Raw genomic sequence first — 17,092 nt, 5'->3', positions numbered from 1 at the left:
CTACCCTTCATCCAGGATGCGATTTCGATATTCCGTAGGGGAACATGATTCCTTTTTCTCAAATTGAGTCGCGAAATAGTCACTGCTTCCGAACCCAACCCTCTCGGCAATTTCATATACTCGCATATCCGTCTGACGCAGCAGCTTCTTGGCTTCCTCCATCCGAAGCTGAAGCAGGAAGTCATTGAAATACACGCCATACACCTTGCGGAAGCGTTGACCCAAATAGACCGGGTTCATGTAAAATTCGGAGGCAATACTTCTCAAACTAATATTGCTGCTGTAGTTGGCTTCAATATAATGTTTGATTTTAGTCATGGCTCCCCTGTGATTGTACTGACGCTGTTCCCCCAGTTTACGTGCTGAATCCAGCATAAAAACCGTCAACAACCGTCTAGCCTCAGCCAACGTTCCCCGATCTGCTTGCCATGCCAAAATTAGCTTGAACGAAGGTAGCTCTTTCACATTCGCCTCAGCGGATTTCAGAATGGATAGAACCGCTGAGATCAATTGGTGAATTGCTGACGTCACGGCAACAGGAGCGTAATTGGCCGTTCTCATTCCGTTGAACCATTCACCCACTGCATTCTCCAACGCCTCAACCCGTTGTTCCTCCATAAGTGTCAGGAGTTCCTGCTCCTTTTCATGATCGGTATGCACCCACTGTACAGGTTCATGCTGCATGTCATCATACAGGACGATCCCACTCTTCTCTGAAATGAATTTATAGGAAATAGCCTTGAGTGCGGTCTGATAGGCATGTCCAATAAGTAAAGGTTCATAACAAACTTTTCCGATATATATGCTTACAGAGTCATGACCCATTTCGGCGAAGCAAGATTGCATTTGCCTGGCAACCTCATGAAGATTCATTGAATAGGGGTGCAGATGTTCCGCAGTTAAGAGAACTCCGATACGTTCGCCATGCTCTTTTACATGAAGATACGAGCGATTTGCATACATCTTTCCAAGAACAGACTGCACAATCCGGCCAAAATTCTCTCCGTTCCTGGCTCCCGGCTCCTCTTCTTGAGTATTATCCGAAACCCGGAAATGTGGCGTGTTATTCTCAAACAGCAGATATGCCAGCGGATCGTTAGCACTTGTACCCGTCAGTTCAATCCATTGTTCAACCGTTTCCAAATCCGATTCGCCATAAATAAACTGATTAAGTAATCTGACGTATTCCTGCTCACGTCGGGTTTGTTCAGCATGCTTGCGTCGATTCAACTCCTCCGCCAGCTTGCGTAAAGTCCCTTCCAGTTCAATCTCATCAATTGGCTTCAAAATATAATCCTGTACCCCGTACCTCACGGCCTGCTGGGCATAAGCAAAATCATTATATCCACTCACGATGATAAAATAGGGCTGTTTGCACTTATTTAGAACCTGCTCATTACGCTCAACCGTGCGCCGGATCAATTCCAGTCCATCCGTCTCCGGCATACGTATGTCCGTAATGACAACGTCAGGCTGTAGCTCTTCGATCCGGGTACTAGCCTCATCCCCATCATTCGCCTCTCCAGCCACTTCGAACCCGCATGCTTCCCAGCGGATCAGTTTTCTAAGTCCTTTTCGTGCGTATACTTCATCATCAACCAGCAGTACCCGATGCATGCCCATCACCCTTCCCTTTGAATGACAATTGCAGTGTCCCTATATTCATCAGTAAAGAAAGCGATTACATAAAATTTTGTATTATTCTGCCTTTTATTGTTAAGGTCTGTGTGGTAAAAAGTCAACAGCTTTTCCTGCAAGCATTGCACAACAACTTCTTATATCCGTTATTTCCCAAAAAGAAATGGCATACCAAAAAAGCACAGCCCATAGGCTGTGCTGGTTCGAAGACCTTTACGCTTGCACAGGTGCAGTCGTTTGACGAATCACCAGATTGGATGGCTCCGTAACGACTGGAGGAGTATATGCAGGATTCTCAATCATGGCGATCAGATATTCGATGGATTTGATTCCAATGGAATGAATATTTTGATTAATTGTGGTCAACCCCGGTTTGAACACTTCCGCATAGTATGTGTTATCAAATCCGACAACAGATACATCCTCAGGCACCCGTAAACCATGCTTCTCAATTTCGTGGATCGCACCAAAAGCAGACATATCTGAAGCACAGACAATCCCCGTAGGCTGGTCCTTCAATGCAAGCAATCGGCGAGCTGCCTTACTGCCACCATCGAAAGAATAGTCACAGACCTCCAGATACACCGTTGAATATGGAATGCCGCAGACTCGCAAACCTTCCCGATATCCATCCAGTCGAAGATTCGCTACAGCAGGCCCAAGTGTACCTGAAATATAGGCAATTTTCTGGTGACCCAGTTCATGCAAATGCTTCACACTCATGGCAATGGCATTTGCATTATCCGTCGTTATGTATCCTGCCCGCTTGCCAAACAAGTCGGTATCAACGAACATCGTCGGAATCTCAGCAGTAACCAATTCCTGAATACTCTCGTTGTCTCTTCCTTCCCCGAATACAACAACGCCATCCACATTTCGGCTGCGGCAATGTTTAATAAACGAGTATGTCGGATCATCAAAACGTGTAGATAAGCGAACAAGATCGTATCCGCTGTTTTCCAGCGCTGTTTTGATTCCTTCAAGCAACTCCGATACAAACGGATTGGTAAAAGGAACCGTCAACAATACACCTACCGTCCAAGAACGGCGTTTTACAAGTCCACGTGCAACCACATTCGGTTGATATTTCAATAGTTCGATGGCTATATTGACTTTTTTGCGAGTTTTGTCACTTACATCGGGATAATCGTTCAGCACTTTGGAAACGGTTGCAACAGATACGCCCGCCTCTTTGGCCACATCATGGATAGAAGCCACCTGATCACCTCAACCTCTTTCAAATCCCCTGTCTCCGGCTGCATTCACTATAACATCGGCAGGTTTGTCTACCCATTATAGCTTAAAACAGCCAGAAACGGTATCTCAGCTTCCAGCCAGTATTACCGCCTATTCCTGTTGATCTAATTTCCTGAGATCAAGTGCCAGTTTCTCCATAGTGGTAGCAAAAACCGCAAGCTCTTCTGAACGGGATGCCTGACGCCTTGCTCCCGAAGCAGTGTGCTCTGACTCCTGTTGAACACTGCCCAGCTTCTTCATGATCTGTGCCAGGTTCGACTGAATTTTTCCTTGAGCTTCTCGGGAACTAGCCGCAAGCTTGCGAACCTCACTGGCAACCACCTCGAATCCCCGTCCAAATTCTCCTGCATGTGCGGCTTCAATGGCGGCATTCAAACCCACGAGATGACTCTGATCCGAGATTTCACGAATGATCTCACCCATTTTGCCAATCTGATGAATTTCCTTAGTCAGCTCTTCCAACAGTCCATTGGCCTGATCCTGAGAGGCAGCCGTTTCTCTGGCCACATCAGAGATCGCCTGAGCATTTTCGTTCAATTCACTAATCATGCCCGTCAACTGCTGGGTAATCTGCGTGATCGCCAGCAACGTATGCTGCTGATCTTCAGCGAGTTGATTTAATTTTTCCTTTTCCTTCTTCTCGTAAGCCTCCAATACAAGCTGTGAGTCGAGGTTGAACATTTTACTAAGGGCCTGAATGACCACATGCCAGCGTTCAGGAATGACTTGCTGGAATATGCTTGTTGCAATATCGAGATAAACCATATACGTGCCCAAGTAATAATCTTCGGACAAACCAATGCGGGAATGGACCAGTCCGATTGCAATGCGCTGTTCAATGTATGCATCATCAACTACACCATCGGTCATGGATAACCAGTATAGCTTTTGTGTTTCCTTCAAACGATCAATGGAAGAGAAGCGGGCAATCAGATCGACCAAATTCGGATAATTGCCCACATGATTGTAGAAGTGGTCCACCACTTCGTCCACGACTTTCTCAAAAGCAGGTCGATGATCAGCAAGCAATTGCAGATCTCCGGCGGTCAATCCAATATAATCAAGTTGTTGTTGTCTTGCTATAGCAATACTCATAACTAGTTCTGTCAGCTCCTTAATAACCACAAAAAATATTAAATTGTAAATATCTGTATCGATTATAGACTAAATGACCTAATTTAACATATACCATAAGAACTAATTTGTCATGGAATTGACCTTCTTTGTCAGTTTATTAGTCTTAATTGTACATCTCCCCCATATAAAAAGACCCCTGACCCTGCTGTGAAGGAGCCTCACAGCAGGCGTCAGGAGCCTGATCCGGAATGGTTCGTTGCAGATCAGCGATTCAACAGGCTGCCCACATAACGGAGCAGTTCATTCGCGCTGGCTGCGGTATATCCATGTTCTTCAATCAACCGTTTAATCACTTCATTCATTCGTTTCAGTTGCGTCGCATCTGGTGTCTTGGTTGAAGTTGTAATCTTCACAATATCCTTCAAGTCAGTGAACAGTTTCTTTTCAATCGCTTCACGCAAACGATCATGACTGCTGTATTCGAACTTCCGTTCCTTGCGGGAATAAGCCGAGATGCGGATCAATATCTCTTCCCTGAAAGCCTTTTTGGCATTTTCGGAAATACCGATCTGCTCCTCTATCGAACGCATCAAGCGCTCATCCGGGTCCATCTCCTCATCCGTCAGTGGATCACGAATTTTGGCCCAGTTGCAGAATGCCTCGATATTATCGAGGTAATTTTCGAACAGCGTTCTGGCCGACTCTTCGAACGAGTAGACAAACGCTTTCTGCACTTCCTTCTTCGCCAGCTCATCATATTCTTTCCGAGCCAGGGCAATAAAGTTCAGATAACGCTCACGTTCCTCTTTTGAAATCGAAGCATGCTGATCCAGACCATCCTTGATCGCCCGGAGAATATCCAGCGCGTTAATGCACTGAAGGTTTTGCTTAATCAAAGCACTGGATATCCGGTTGATGACATAACGCGGGTCAATGCCCGACATGCCTTCATCCAAATATTCATTTTGCATCTCACGCAGATCAGCTTCTTTGTACCCTTCGACTTCTTCACCGTCATACATCCGCATTTTTTTGACCAGATCCATGCCTTGTTTCTTCGTTTCTTTCAAGCGGGTAAGTATGGAGAAAATGGCTGCAGTCCGCAGGGCATGCGGTGCAATATGGACATGCTTCATATCACTTTGCTGAATGAGCTTGCCATAAATCTTCTCTTCCTCGGAGACCTTCAGGTTGTAGGGAATTGGCATGACGATCATCCGGGATTGCAAGGCTTCATTCTTTTTGTTGGAAATAAATGATTTGTACTCGGATTCATTCGTATGCGCCACAATCATTTCATCCGCACTGATCAAGGCAAATCGGCCTGCTTTAAAATTTCCTTCCTGCGTCAGTGATAACAGGTTCCACAGAAACTTCTCATCACATTTCAGCATTTCCTGAAATTCCATCAATCCACGGTTGGCCTTGTTCAATTCACCGTCAAAACGATAGGCGCGTGGATCGGACTCGGAGCCGAATTCAGTAATGGTTGAGAAGTCGATACTTCCCGTCAGATCGGCAATATCCTGGGATTTGGGATCGGATGGACTGAATGTTCCGATTCCCACCCGGTTATCCTCGGAAATGGTGACCCGTTCCACTCGCACCTTGCTGATATCACCGCCATATTCGGTCCGAAGACGCATCTGGCAGGATGGGCAGAGATTGCCCTCAATGCGGACACCGATCTCCTTTTCCACTTCGGGACGAAGCTCCAGCGGAATCAGATGCAAGGGCTCCTCATGCATTGGGCATCCGTCAATGGCGTATATAGCACCCTTCTCTGTGCGGGAGAATTGTTCAAGGCCACGTTTCAGCAGCGTTACCAGTGTTGACTTACCTCCGCTGACCGGACCCATAAGCAGCAGAATCCGTTTGCGAACATCCAGACGGCGTGCTGCCGAGTGGAAATATTCTTCCACCAGCTTTTCAATGGACCGATCTAGCCCAAAAATCTCCTGTTCAAAAAACTTGTACCGTTTGTGCCCCCCAACTTCTTCCACGCCAAATGATTCAATCATCTGGTACACTCGTGCGTGAGCCGTCATTGCCGGAGTCGGGTCCTCTCTCAGCAGTGCAATATAATCTTCAAATGTCCCGTTCCATGATAAACGGTCACTCTCTGCCCGATGTTCCGCAACGCGTTCAAAAATATTCATGCTTGGTACCTCCCATGGCTCCTTTAGTGTGATTGTCAACCATTCCGAATGGTATGAAGAAATCAATAGAATTACGGCTTGTGCTTGAATACCAATCTTGCGGTCCGGATTAGTCCCGCCACCCTCTGTCCAAACATCATGTATTGTTGTGAAAAGTGTATTACATACCTATGCGGCAAATCGGATAAGTTGACCTCTTTTTTTCGATCTGCAGGTCTTAATTTGAGGCTTTCCCTGTTCTATCAGACATCTTGTGCGCTCAGAAAAAAAAGAACGGATATGATATAATGAAGGTTCTAAATTCAGAAAACGGAACAATAGATGGCCAGAGACGAGCCACTTCAGGAAAGGAGCAGAAACGATGGCAGTAAAGTACGAAACCGAGTTATATTCGCCTGTAAAGGCTTTTTTCGAACGACGCGGCTACGACGTGAAGGCTGAAGTCAAACATTGTGACCTGGTTGGGGTCAAATCGGATCAGAATGAACCACTCATTGTGGAGATGAAAAAAACATTTAATCTGTCTCTGCTGTTACAGGGAATGCAGCGCCTGAAGCTCAGCCCCTTCGTGTATCTGGCAGTTGAGCGGAACCGCAGCAAGCGTGGTGCCGTGAACCAGCGCTGGGGCGAATTGACCGCACTGTGCAGACAACTTGGGCTAGGGCTTATCACCGTTACGTTCTACAAAACCAAATCACCTCTGATTGATGTGCTGTGCGAACCTGCTGCCCAAGCTCCTATGTCTGGTAGCGGCAGCACCGGTGTCCGTAAAGGCGGTATACGGCGGCAACGACTGCTGAAGGAATTCGACGAGCGAAGTGGTGACTACAACACAGGAGGAAGCACACGCAGGCAGCTGGTCACCGCTTACAGGGAAAAAGCATTACGTGTAGCTTCCGCCCTTCGCGCTCAGGGAGAAGCCTCCCCCGCCTCGATCAGTAAACAGACAAGTGTGGGTTCCGCTGCGGCCATTTTGCAAAAAAACTATTATGGCTGGTTCGAGCGCTTATCCCGTGGACGATATGTGCTGACGGTTAAGGGTGTGCAGGCACTAACTGAGCATGCTCACATGCTTGAGGATAATGATATGATTGAACGGAGTATAAATGAACTAGAAATGGATATTTCCTTGAATCAACATGACGACAGTGAGCTTGAGTTTATTGCGGAAGTAGCGGAGCCCTACCTGATCCATGGAAAGAATGACTGAGGCAACAGGTAACGTAGCTTCATGCAAAATGAAGATGCGAAAAAGCCCATCATCTCGAATGGAGATGATGGGCTTTTTCGTGTTTCTATATATTAGGCTATTAGAAGCTTGCTGCTACTTCGGAAGCCAATTTCAGACCTGCTGCTACGATCTCTTGGGAACGGTCAGGTGAAGCATTGTGGCCTTCAACGATAACCAGTTCAGGGTTTTGGATACCCCAGAAGTTCAGTACATTTGTTACATATTTAACGGACATTTCAGCGGATGCCATAGGCTCTACGGAGTAAACTCCGCCACGTGCGTTCAACAATGCCACTTTTTTGTCGCCTACCAGACCTACAGGGCCTTCAGCAGTGTATTTGAACATTTTTCCAGCTTGGCTCAGGTAGGAAATGTAGTTCACCAGTGGTGCTGGAACAGTGAAGTTCCACAGTGGGAATGCAAATACTACTTTGTCTGCTGCCAAGAATTGATCTTGCAATTGTGCTGCCAGTGCAGCTGCTTTTTGCTCTTCAGCAGTTGCTTCGATACCATTAGCGGCTTTGTATCCACCTGTAATTACAGTGTTGCCGTAGTAAGGAATATCTGTATTGTAGAGATCCAGTTCGGTAACTGTGTCACCTGGGTGGGATTCTTTGTATGCGCTCAAAAATGCATCGTACAATTGTACGCTGACTGCTTGTTCTGCAGGACGGTCGTTTGCTTTGACAAATAAAATGTTAGACATGTTCGTTCCCCCGTTAGTTAAAATATATGAGTGCTTCTCCTGAACTTGCAATGATTGCAGCTTATATAAAGAAAACAACAACTCATTAATACATATTATATATAAAAATGTTAGTGGATGCAATAACGTAATTACTTTGGGGGTAACCTATTTGCTTCCAAATCCAATGCCTGGAACTTCTGCTGTCCCAAGTTCCAGGCATGAATTTGACCCTACATTCTTTCTTTTCTAAATCCGGTTTAGCTCCGGGCTGTAAACTCTGTTATGGACTCACTGATCAGATTCATGCCAAGCAGCAACTCATCCCGGCCCGGATGGCTGAAGTTCAACCGGATGTACCGATGATCCTGTTCACCCGTGGAGCAGAGGGAACCGGGAAGGAAGGACACCCCTTTTAACAGCGCTGCTTTGAGCAGAGCTCCGCTGTCCAATCCATCCGGTAACTGTACCCACAGATACATCCCCCCTTCAGGAATGCTATACTGACTGCCTTTCCAACCCGGGCGCTTCAACAATTCGAGCATAAGCTTGAGTCTGGTCTTATACTCCCTGTTCAGCATGGAGAGATGATCACTCCACTTAAAAGGAGAATGGGCAAGCAGTTGATACAATAACCGCTGATTCATGGGACTGGACTGTCCGTCTGCTATCCGTTTCACGGAGGCCATAGCCTGGATCAAGGCCGGATGTCCGGCAGCCCAACCTGTACGCAGGGCAGGTGCTACAGTTTTGCTAAACGAACCAATGTAGAGAACATGTCCACCCTGATCCGCTGTATCCAGCGCAAAGAGGGAAGGATATTTCCGGTAGAAGTCTGCTGGTTCCAATCCATCGAAATGAAGTTCACCATAGGAATCATCTTCCACGAGCAGTACGCCATAACGTGAACACAGATCAAGAACAGCCTCACGCCGCTCCATACTCCACAGCACGCCAGTTGGATTGGAAAAACTGGGTGCAGCAAAAAGCAGCTTCGGTCTCACCTGCTGCATGTGATGCTCCAAAAGGTCAGGCAAAATGCCATCCCCATCGCCTGTGACGGGCACGATTTTGGCACCTTGCATCTCCAGAACCTCGAGACAGCCTGGAGAGGTAGGATGCTCGACCAGTACGGAATCTCCAGGCTCAAGCAGCAAACGCATCACAAGATCGATGGCCTGCTGAGTCCCTGTGGTCAATAAAATCTGCTCCGGGACTGTCCGTATGCCCTTGCGAGCATTCCAATCATTGTCCAGCCATTCTCTCAACGGTCTGTACCCTGCCGGCTCGCCATACTGCAATGCGGAGGGTCCGGAACTAAATACAGACACCGCTGCTTCTTCCAGCAGTTTGAATGGAAACAGCTCCTCCGCAGGCAGTTCTTCTGCCAGAGAAATGAAATAATCCCGACCAGACATCTCACGTATGTCCCTCAGCGGTGATGTCAAAAGCCTGTTTGTACGGGAGGCGAAGAAATACTTCATCGGTCCGTTCCCCTTTCATCCCTAATCCGAACTGTGCTCGCAGTCCGTAGCCCCTACAACCTATTCCTGTTGGACACTGAATATGACCAGACCGGAAACTTGACGAGTCATCGTATATAGGGATTCATGGAACCATGCTCGTCAGGATACGGTTTTGGTCTGCCTCGCATATAAAGCGTAACGTTCAATCGCCTGTGCCCTGCTGCTTACATCCAGTTTCACGTATATTTTACGCAGGTAATTATCAATCGAACGTCTGCTAACGTTAATCTCACTGGCTATTTTATCATAGGTTACGCCCTGAACAATTCTTTCCATGATAAAAGTTTCGGTTTCTGTTAATTCAACAATAAGTTCTTCTGCCGGAGATTCGACAGGCTGGGCCCATTCCGAGCTGGCTAACCATGATAAAGGAATGGATACACATCCCTCACGCAACCCGGAAATCAGATGAATCAGCTGGCTAGGGGAAGCCTGTTTGGACAGCATACCACTAGCACCAAGACTGATCAGATGACGAAATAATTTTACATTGTCCTCGTCCGTTAGAATAATGATGTGACTATGAGCCGACAGATTTTTCATTTGGGATATATACTGATCTGCCTGGCCCTCAGGAAGCCGGTAATCCATCAAAATCAGATCGGGCTGGTGAATGTTCACCAGGTCAAGACCTTCGGACCCGGTCGAAGTCATCCCCCGTACCAACAGATCCTGCTGTTCTTCCAAAATCAATTTTGTTCCCAGCATGCTGGTGGGGTGGATATCTACGATGACCACCTGCCATACTTTTTTCATTGTTGTTCCCCCTGTTATGTATTGGACAAATTCCTTTTCTACCATCAGCCATGATAATGCCTCTATCCTTGCGACAGTCCGTGTATAGAAGAAGTAAAAGTCGGATAATGTCGAAAAATAGAAAAACAATTGATACAGCTGTAAGAACAGCTCTATTTCTACTGTATTTTGCTGTCGTCACATCAGGACTTTTGTCTTCCCAAGCGAAGAAAGATCAAAATATAGTATAAATTTCCTGCATTTCTATCTAAAAAAGTCGAAAAACTTGCCCAAAGTTCCTACTTATTGCATCTATAAGAAATTGTATCCTAGGACTTCCTTCCGATGCAATCTCTTTTTATCCTATTACTCAAAGAATTTCATTTTTGCGTAATCAATAGTGGCATGATAGAATGAGGACTGGAAATTTTTTTGTACCTATAAATAACCAGGAGTGATGATATGAAACCTTCTGTCCAACCCTCTGACATCCATCACACCCGGAGCGCCAAAGGTAAGGCCGGATCTTCAGTCAAGCTGTTTCTGGTCATGTGGATTGTTCTCATTGCACTTGGAGTACTCGGAACCTACTATTATAGTAACCACCTCCAGCAACAGATGATTAATCAGCTTCAGACCCATAATCAACAGCAGATTGCAGCGCTCAAAGCCGACTACGAAAAGCAGCTAACAACGATATCCAAGGAAGTAGCGGACCTGCAGGGCCAGGTGCAGTCCTTTAATGAATTACTGACTTTCACCAAGGATAATGCAAACGATAAAACCGACAACAGCAACAAATTGTATACCCAACTGAGCGAAGTCAAAAAACAACTGGAGACACTCCAGAAAAAGATGGACCTGCTCAAATGATTACACCCGTAAAAAAGGTTAATCGTTTATTTATGCTTGCACTTGCTCCTTTTGTTGGATTGATGTTATGCATGCTGCTGATTCGTCCTCCGCTTGAACCGGGAGACTTCATTCATTCCGGTCTGGCTGAAGAGAATGTTACACCCCGGACCCAGGCAATTAGCCAAGAGCTTGCAGGGGCAAAAGAAGCTGCTGTTCAGACTTCTTCTTCTATTAAAAGAACAACACAGCTGTACAATCAGACAACGAGTACGATGTCGACGCTTGTACAGAAGGCTACGGTTCAAGCCGCTCGCCCGGAAACGATCTACAATCAACGGATCTCATCCAAGCTGGGCGTTCCGTTTGAACGGATAGACAGTGATCGAGTTACGATTGAACTCTATAGGGTCAATCCAGGCGCCTATAAGGGCTATGCGATGAAAATCAAGCTAAAAGACCCCACGGCCATGAAGATGGCTCTGGACAGCGAGCCAGGCCGATCTGAGACAACTATGCAAGCGGTCAAGCGCAGCGGTGCCATTGCCGGAATTAATGCCGGAGGATTCGCCGATAGCGGCGGAAAACGGTATCCGCTGAGTACTACCGTTATGGACGGCAAGTATGTGAATGGTTTTCAGGCCAGCTTTAAGGATCTGTTTTTTGTAGGTCTTGATAATGCCGGTAAGCTGGTAGGCGGTAAATTTTTCGACAAAAGTTCCCTGGATCGCCTACAACCCCAATTTGGTGCCACATTTGTACCCGTGCTCTTGCAGAATGGACAAAAAACGGTCATTCCCGCCAAATGGAAAGTCTCACCCAAGCGGGCTCCACGCACCGTGATCGGCAACTACAAGGACGATCAATTGTTGATTATCGTTGTTGACGGGTATAACGAAGGGGGCAGCTCAGGAGCCACCCTGGAAGAGCTGCAAGGACGTTTGTACAAACTTGGCGTCATGGACGCCTATAATCTGGATGGCGGCGGATCGTCCTCACTCATCGTGAACAACCGGGTTGTGAATAACCCTTCGGATGGGAGCCTCCGACCGGTACCTACTCACTTTTTATTTTACAAATGATGGAGTGAAGCATTTCTTTTCTTCCTATAATGGTTATAATAGAAGTAAAGATTTTGCAGGAGGTGCTATGGTATGTCATTTTCACTGACATTTTGGATTATTGCAATTGTATTGGCTCTCTTCCTTACAGGCATTCTCACTTCATCCTACAACAATGACAAAACTAAGGGCCTTTAAGGGCCAAGCCTCTCCTGGTGAGAGGTTTTTTCATTTTATAATGGGTCAAATAAACAAGCTAAACAAGAGACAAGGCTTAAAAGAATGCTTCAATTCTTCTAAGCCTTGTCTCTTGCTGTACAGTCGTCGTTTAACACAACATCCATGGAATGAAGAGGGGGCAGCGTCGTCAATAGCTAACCGCCTTTTCACCTTGGGCTTGTGCAAGATATGCTGACTGTACCTTGCTGTTTACCGACCCGCCCTCCACCAGTGTCACGTAGATGCGTTCATGATCAACAGGCTCTCCGGCAATAATCTTGATTAATTGTTCGGCTGCCAGTGCGCCCCATTTTCGTTTGGAATAATCAATCGTGACCAGTCTTGGCTGCACATATTTGCTAAGTTCAATATTATCAAATCCGATAATATCAATCTCCTGACCAATGTTTAACTCGCTATCAGCGAGCCGGTCACACATCCCAATCGCCATCTCGTCATTGAGACAAAACACCCCAACTGGTTGAGTATATTCCTGAATAATACGTTCGGCTGCCCGTTCTCCGCCACTCTTCTCGAAATCTCCGGTAATTTCGATCCATTCCACATTCGCTTCCCGCTCCGATACTTGCCTCACAGCCTTCAACCGCTGAGCCGAGTCAAATGAACCTTCAGGACCTGTCACGACATAGATCTTCGTGTGTCCCTGTTCGATCAAATGCTCCATCGCAAGGGTTGCTCCTGCCTTGTTATCCAGTAGAACCTGATTAATATTGGGGTGATCCAGTTCCCGGTCAAGAACGACAATCTTGTGTCCTATGTCTGCATATTGCATTAGTTCCTTGCTCGCAAATGTATGATCCAGAATGACAGCACCATCAATCATTCGCTCCGGAAGCATTCGATGAGATTGTTTCCCGCTGCACACAATCAGGTCGTACCCTTGCGCGTTACATACAGATTTCATACCACTAAGTAAGTCTCCATATACATCCCCGCTAAAATCCGTCAGAAATACACCCAGAATTTTGGATTCTCTCTTCTTCAATGTTCTGGCAGCAGCATTGGGAACATAGTTCAGCTCTTTGGCGATAGCCAAAATTTTGGAACGGGTCTCATCTGTCACTTTGTTGCTACCATTCAGAGCGTATGACACGGTAGAGATCGAAACTCCCGCCTGTTTGGCGATATCCTTGATACTGACCACATTCTTCGCTCCCCTGTTATGTTCATCAGGCCCTTCGAAATCGAAGGACCTGACATCTAAAATATTTATACTTGATAAAATGGACTAACGTTTACACGATTAACTGTAAATCTCAATCACGTTATTCTCGCTCAGGCTCTGTTCAAGCTCCTTACGTGAAATACGCAGTCCACCAAGACGATAAGGTTGTTGCAACCTAGTCGCATCCAGTTCCTTGCCATTCAGCACAATACGTTGTACGGCCTCTCCGCTGAGATGATAGACGAAGGTTACCTTTTTGCCGGCAAATTGGAAATCAAAATGCAAGCCATCCAAGCTGACAGGTAACACAGGGTCCAGAACCAGATCTTCTTCCTCCTGGCGAATACCCAGGGCGTTCGAAATGAGCTGATTCATGTAGATTCCCGGTCCACTGGAGTAGATTCTCCAGCCGCCCTTCACCTGCACATCTCCGGTGCGAAGCTTATCGAACTGCTCCTGCGCTGCATAACGGTTGTTGAATTTCCCGTCAGAACTGCTGAAGTAGGCATTACTCTGGCGTAGATCTGCGTTAGGAACAGCTTCCTGAATACCCACTGGATTGATAATGCCCAGCCCATTCCAGACCTCATCCGGGTTGCCCAGCTTCGCCATGGCTTCAATATAACGGATGTGAGCATGAACATATTGCAAGCCCACTTCACGTCCGAAGTTGGATGCCTGCTCTGCACGTTTGAAATGAGTGCTGACGCCGCCATCATATTGTGCTGGACGATTCATCAATCTGACACCATCCGGGCAGTACAGCTTGTCCTTGATCAGTTCATAATGGGATTGCGCTTGCTCAGGTTCCAGCAACTCGGCAATCATGCTGCGTGTCATCGGCAGCAAACGGTACTGAATACCTGTCTCGCTGTCATCCGGATGCAGCATGCGCTTCGCTTGTGCCGGATCTTCCATATATACAAAGCCCGGAATCACATCGGTATCCAACATATACTTGCTGAAGTCCCTTTTCACACCCGCTGCCATATCGCTTAATTCCGAAGAAAGCTCCGGTTTCACAGGCGCAAGCGCTCTGGATAGCTGCTTCAACGTTTGATAGGTGAGCGCCACAGTCCAGCTGCTGACCATATATTGCTTCAATTGAGCATTGGCAGGCTGTAATGTATCGTCCCAGTCCCCGTCACCATATGAAGAGAGGAATGTATCATGCAGGAAATGACTGCGGATATACTCCAGTTCTTTCTGGGCATGCTCCAGCACGCTGGCTGTCTGATCAGTAAAGTCAAAACCATGTTTTACGGTATAAGGTACTTCCTCATTCAGAATCGAATAATCCTTGGTGGCAATCAGATAATCACTTAGCACTTTGAGAGGCCAAACAATAATGTCACCATGGCTTTCTTCCTGCTGAACTTTGAAATAACGATCGAACATAAACCATTGCGGCCAGTTACCGTCATCCTCATACTGATGCGAATATACCGTCTTCAGAATGTCGCGAACCTGCTCATACTTTTGTGTAGCCATAAAGTATTCGACCGGACCCTGGCAGACATCCCGTGTACCCCAAGCTGCACCGCCATATTGCTCCAATCCGTGAGGAACAGAGTAATGCACCAGCATATTGTGGGTGTACCACCATGCAAGAGCATTCACTTTGAACAACTCATCTGCTCCTTGCTTCTGAGGTTGAGACAAATGGAACCCATTCATCACTTCTGCATAGAAGGTACGATAAGCTGCCACTTCCTCTTCGAAGCTGCGTGTCGAGGATGCAATCTGTCCTCCTTCCAACAGCCCTTGAATGGTCAATGTCCATTCAGCACTGCTGTCCAGTCGTAAAGTCGTCAGTGAGTCGTCGCCTGCGTTTACTCCACTAGCCAGTTCAGTCTCATCGCCAACCGTCACTCCTGCTCCGCTTACCCGCATGCGGTACTCCAGATTAGGATATACTTCGGCACTGAGGGAGCTGTGATCTGCCTTGAAGATCAATTCACCATTCTGCTCCGAAACATGAACAGGAAGTTCATATTCATTCACATTCATCGTAATCTGATTGGTAATCAAGTATCGATAAGCTATTCCTTTTTCCGACTTCACATGAAGATGTACTTCAGGAGTATCCAAAGTTGTATAATTCGTGATAATCAGCGTATCCTCAGCTGTTTTGTAATACCAGCGAACATAGTTGAAGCCCATTTCAAACAGGGAAGGCATCGTGAGTAGGTGGAAGATTCCTTCAACCTCGACGTAGATCCGCTGACCGGATGATTTGGGTATGTTGAGTGCGCTACGTGCATTGCTCATCATTTTATTGAAGTTCGTATTTCCCACAACCACATGGGAATTGAAGATACCATACATATAGGAAGACGTTGTGATTACGTTCTGACCCAGCTTCACATTGTTACCACTCATCAGAATATGTCCATGCGGACGTTCCACACGCATTTCCTTTTCCTTGAGCACAATATGCTCATACGTATCTGTAAAGAACGCCAGCAATTTACCATCCGCGCGCTCTTCTTGATGTCTCTTCGAAGCCGGGAAACGGGAATTCACTTCTTCTTCGGTCATCGATAAAGTAGGCAAGGGTTCACCCACTACCGGATGGAGAGATACTTTTGGGAATACGTTGGATACTGCTTGTACCGTGCTTGCATTCTCTTGACGCTTCGCTTCATACTCGTCCCAAGCCTGTTGGAGAACATCCTGGTATTCGAGTTCCTTCACCGCTTCAGCGTGGTTAGACTGAAAGAGTCCATAGAACACAAAGCGAGCTTCGCCACTCAACACCACTTTTTCGGACTGCAGGGCTGTATATGCAAATTCATACTGGTACACTTCATTCGCAAGTGTTGGCTTACCCAGACTTTCAGGGACATTCGTCTCCTTGTAACTCAAGCCAAAGAACTGAAATCCATCTGTGGAGTAACCTGCTGCACGGGTTAATGAACCCTGTTGAAGATAAGGAAAAGCCCCGCCCTGCGGTTGATTCTGCCGTGAAGCTACGATATATCCAAGTTTCGCATCCTCAAATACGGCATGGTCAATATATTGCGACAAGTAAGCCTCATTGCTGCGTACCGCACCTGGATCGGCATTGCCGACATCCTGGCCATAGACCACGTCGACCTCTTCTCCATTACCGTTTACGGTTACATCCCAGAACCATACACCTTTTGTTGTTGGAGCAAATACAACCTGATAGCCTACACCCTCAGCGGTACCTGTCCATACCATACGACTGCTGTCGGTGCTCACCTGGCTGTCGGAGTGAATGCCAAGCATTGGCACAAAACGAATGCCAGATTCACTGTGAAAACGCAAGTATAGATTGTTCATGGAGCCGTCCACCGGACTAGCCATCCACTGATTAATCATCGTTGTTCCACTTACAGCCTTGAACAAATCACCGCTTTCCCAGAACGTAAAGCACAGGTCGCCGGATTGTACGTTGATTTGAGATTTATTCATGGTCTTCATATATCTATTCATATCC

The 17,092-nt window shown here is 46.6% G+C and carries 12 protein-coding genes; 3 read left to right on the top strand and 9 right to left on the bottom strand.

Features of this window, described 5'->3' with window-relative positions:
- The 4 genes from BLV50_RS15725 to BLV50_RS15710 all read right to left on the bottom strand — a co-directional run bounded on the left by BLV50_RS15725 (position 1) and on the right by BLV50_RS15710 (position 6,131).
- Positions 1-1,617: a response regulator gene (locus BLV50_RS15725; protein ID WP_177031194.1), complete on the bottom strand. Its 1,617-nt coding sequence runs from the start codon at positions 1,615-1,617 to the stop codon at positions 1-3.
- 234 nt (positions 1,618-1,851) lie between these two features.
- Complete coding sequence (locus BLV50_RS15720) at positions 1,852-2,856, bottom strand: LacI family DNA-binding transcriptional regulator (RefSeq protein WP_064639398.1); 1,005 nt, start codon at positions 2,854-2,856, stop codon at positions 1,852-1,854.
- A gap of 129 nt (positions 2,857-2,985) precedes the next feature.
- Entirely contained in the window at positions 2,986-3,990 is a 1,005-nt protein-coding gene (locus BLV50_RS15715) for a globin-coupled sensor protein (RefSeq protein ID WP_063564262.1), read from the bottom strand.
- Between the two features lie 245 nt (positions 3,991-4,235).
- Positions 4,236-6,131 (bottom strand): PrkA family serine protein kinase, encoded by a 1,896-nt coding sequence (locus BLV50_RS15710; RefSeq protein WP_063564261.1) that lies wholly within the window; start codon positions 6,129-6,131, stop codon positions 4,236-4,238.
- 361 nt (positions 6,132-6,492) lie between these two features.
- Between BLV50_RS15710 and BLV50_RS15705 the strand changes: the two genes are divergently transcribed.
- On the top strand, positions 6,493-7,341 hold the full coding sequence (locus BLV50_RS15705; RefSeq protein ID WP_063564260.1) for a DUF2161 domain-containing phosphodiesterase: 849 nt from the start codon (positions 6,493-6,495) through the stop codon (positions 7,339-7,341).
- Positions 7,342-7,441: 100 nt separating this feature from the next.
- Here the strand turns inward: BLV50_RS15705 and BLV50_RS15700 are convergent, their stop codons facing one another.
- From BLV50_RS15700 to BLV50_RS15690, 3 genes are all read right to left on the bottom strand, one after another.
- Positions 7,442-8,068 carry an FMN-dependent NADH-azoreductase gene (locus BLV50_RS15700; RefSeq protein ID WP_090808694.1) on the bottom strand — a complete coding sequence of 209 codons (627 nt, stop codon included), beginning with the start codon at positions 8,066-8,068 and terminating at the stop codon, positions 7,442-7,444.
- A 239-nt stretch (positions 8,069-8,307) separates the two neighbouring features.
- Complete coding sequence (locus BLV50_RS15695; protein WP_063564258.1) at positions 8,308-9,531, bottom strand: aminotransferase-like domain-containing protein; 1,224 nt, start codon at positions 9,529-9,531, stop codon at positions 8,308-8,310.
- Positions 9,532-9,672: 141 nt separating this feature from the next.
- Complete coding sequence (locus BLV50_RS15690) at positions 9,673-10,329, bottom strand: response regulator transcription factor (protein WP_063564257.1); 657 nt, start codon at positions 10,327-10,329, stop codon at positions 9,673-9,675.
- A 441-nt stretch (positions 10,330-10,770) separates the two neighbouring features.
- Between BLV50_RS15690 and BLV50_RS15685 the strand changes: the two genes are divergently transcribed.
- Both BLV50_RS15685 and BLV50_RS15680 read left to right on the top strand, forming a co-directional pair.
- A complete protein-coding gene (locus BLV50_RS15685) occupies positions 10,771-11,181 on the top strand; it encodes a hypothetical protein (protein WP_063564256.1) in 411 nt (136 codons plus the stop codon).
- The gene (locus tag BLV50_RS15680; RefSeq protein ID WP_063564255.1) at positions 11,178-12,242 is read left to right on the top strand and encodes a phosphodiester glycosidase family protein; all 1,065 of its coding nucleotides are present in this window, start codon (positions 11,178-11,180) and stop codon (positions 12,240-12,242) included. The genes BLV50_RS15685 and BLV50_RS15680 overlap by 4 nt, the downstream gene beginning before the upstream one ends.
- Positions 12,243-12,588: 346 nt before the next feature.
- On the opposite strand, the gene BLV50_RS15675 is transcribed toward BLV50_RS15680, so the two are convergent.
- Together BLV50_RS15675 and BLV50_RS15670 are read right to left on the bottom strand one after the other, a co-directional pair.
- Complete coding sequence (locus BLV50_RS15675; protein WP_063564254.1) at positions 12,589-13,605, bottom strand: LacI family DNA-binding transcriptional regulator; 1,017 nt, start codon at positions 13,603-13,605, stop codon at positions 12,589-12,591.
- Positions 13,606-13,704: 99 nt separating this feature from the next.
- The gene (locus BLV50_RS15670; protein WP_063564253.1) at positions 13,705-17,076 is read right to left on the bottom strand and encodes a GH36-type glycosyl hydrolase domain-containing protein; all 3,372 of its coding nucleotides are present in this window, start codon (positions 17,074-17,076) and stop codon (positions 13,705-13,707) included.
- Positions 17,077-17,092: the final 16 nt, after the last annotated feature.

It is taken from the genome of Paenibacillus sp. 276b (genome assembly GCF_900107875.1).
Taxonomy (GTDB): domain Bacteria; phylum Bacillota; class Bacilli; order Paenibacillales; family Paenibacillaceae; genus Paenibacillus; species Paenibacillus marchantiae.
Note: the sequence above shows the minus strand (reverse complement) of the source record. Positions and strands in the feature narration are given on the sequence as shown.

What these genes read in the sequence shown, in the direction of transcription:
- BLV50_RS15725 (WP_177031194.1), bottom strand. Translation starts at nt 1,617, where the DNA reads ATGCATCGGGTACTGCTGGTTGATGATGAAGTATACGCACGAAAAGGA.
- BLV50_RS15715 (WP_063564262.1), bottom strand. Translation starts at nt 3,990, where the DNA reads ATGAGTATTGCTATAGCAAGACAACAACAACTTGATTATATTGGATTG.
- BLV50_RS15710 (WP_063564261.1), bottom strand. Translation starts at nt 6,131, where the DNA reads ATGAATATTTTTGAACGCGTTGCGGAACATCGGGCAGAGAGTGACCGT.
- BLV50_RS15705 (WP_063564260.1), top strand. Translation starts at nt 6,493, where the DNA reads ATGGCAGTAAAGTACGAAACCGAGTTATATTCGCCTGTAAAGGCTTTT.
- BLV50_RS15700 (WP_090808694.1), bottom strand. Translation starts at nt 8,068, where the DNA reads ATGTCTAACATTTTATTTGTCAAAGCAAACGACCGTCCTGCAGAACAA.
- BLV50_RS15695 (WP_063564258.1), bottom strand. Translation starts at nt 9,531, where the DNA reads ATGAAGTATTTCTTCGCCTCCCGTACAAACAGGCTTTTGACATCACCG.
- BLV50_RS15690 (WP_063564257.1), bottom strand. Translation starts at nt 10,329, where the DNA reads ATGAAAAAAGTATGGCAGGTGGTCATCGTAGATATCCACCCCACCAGC.
- BLV50_RS15685 (WP_063564256.1), top strand. Translation starts at nt 10,771, where the DNA reads ATGAAACCTTCTGTCCAACCCTCTGACATCCATCACACCCGGAGCGCC.
- BLV50_RS15680 (WP_063564255.1), top strand. Translation starts at nt 11,178, where the DNA reads ATGATTACACCCGTAAAAAAGGTTAATCGTTTATTTATGCTTGCACTT.
- BLV50_RS15670 (WP_063564253.1), bottom strand. Translation starts at nt 17,076, where the DNA reads ATGAAGACCATGAATAAATCTCAAATCAACGTACAATCCGGCGACCTG.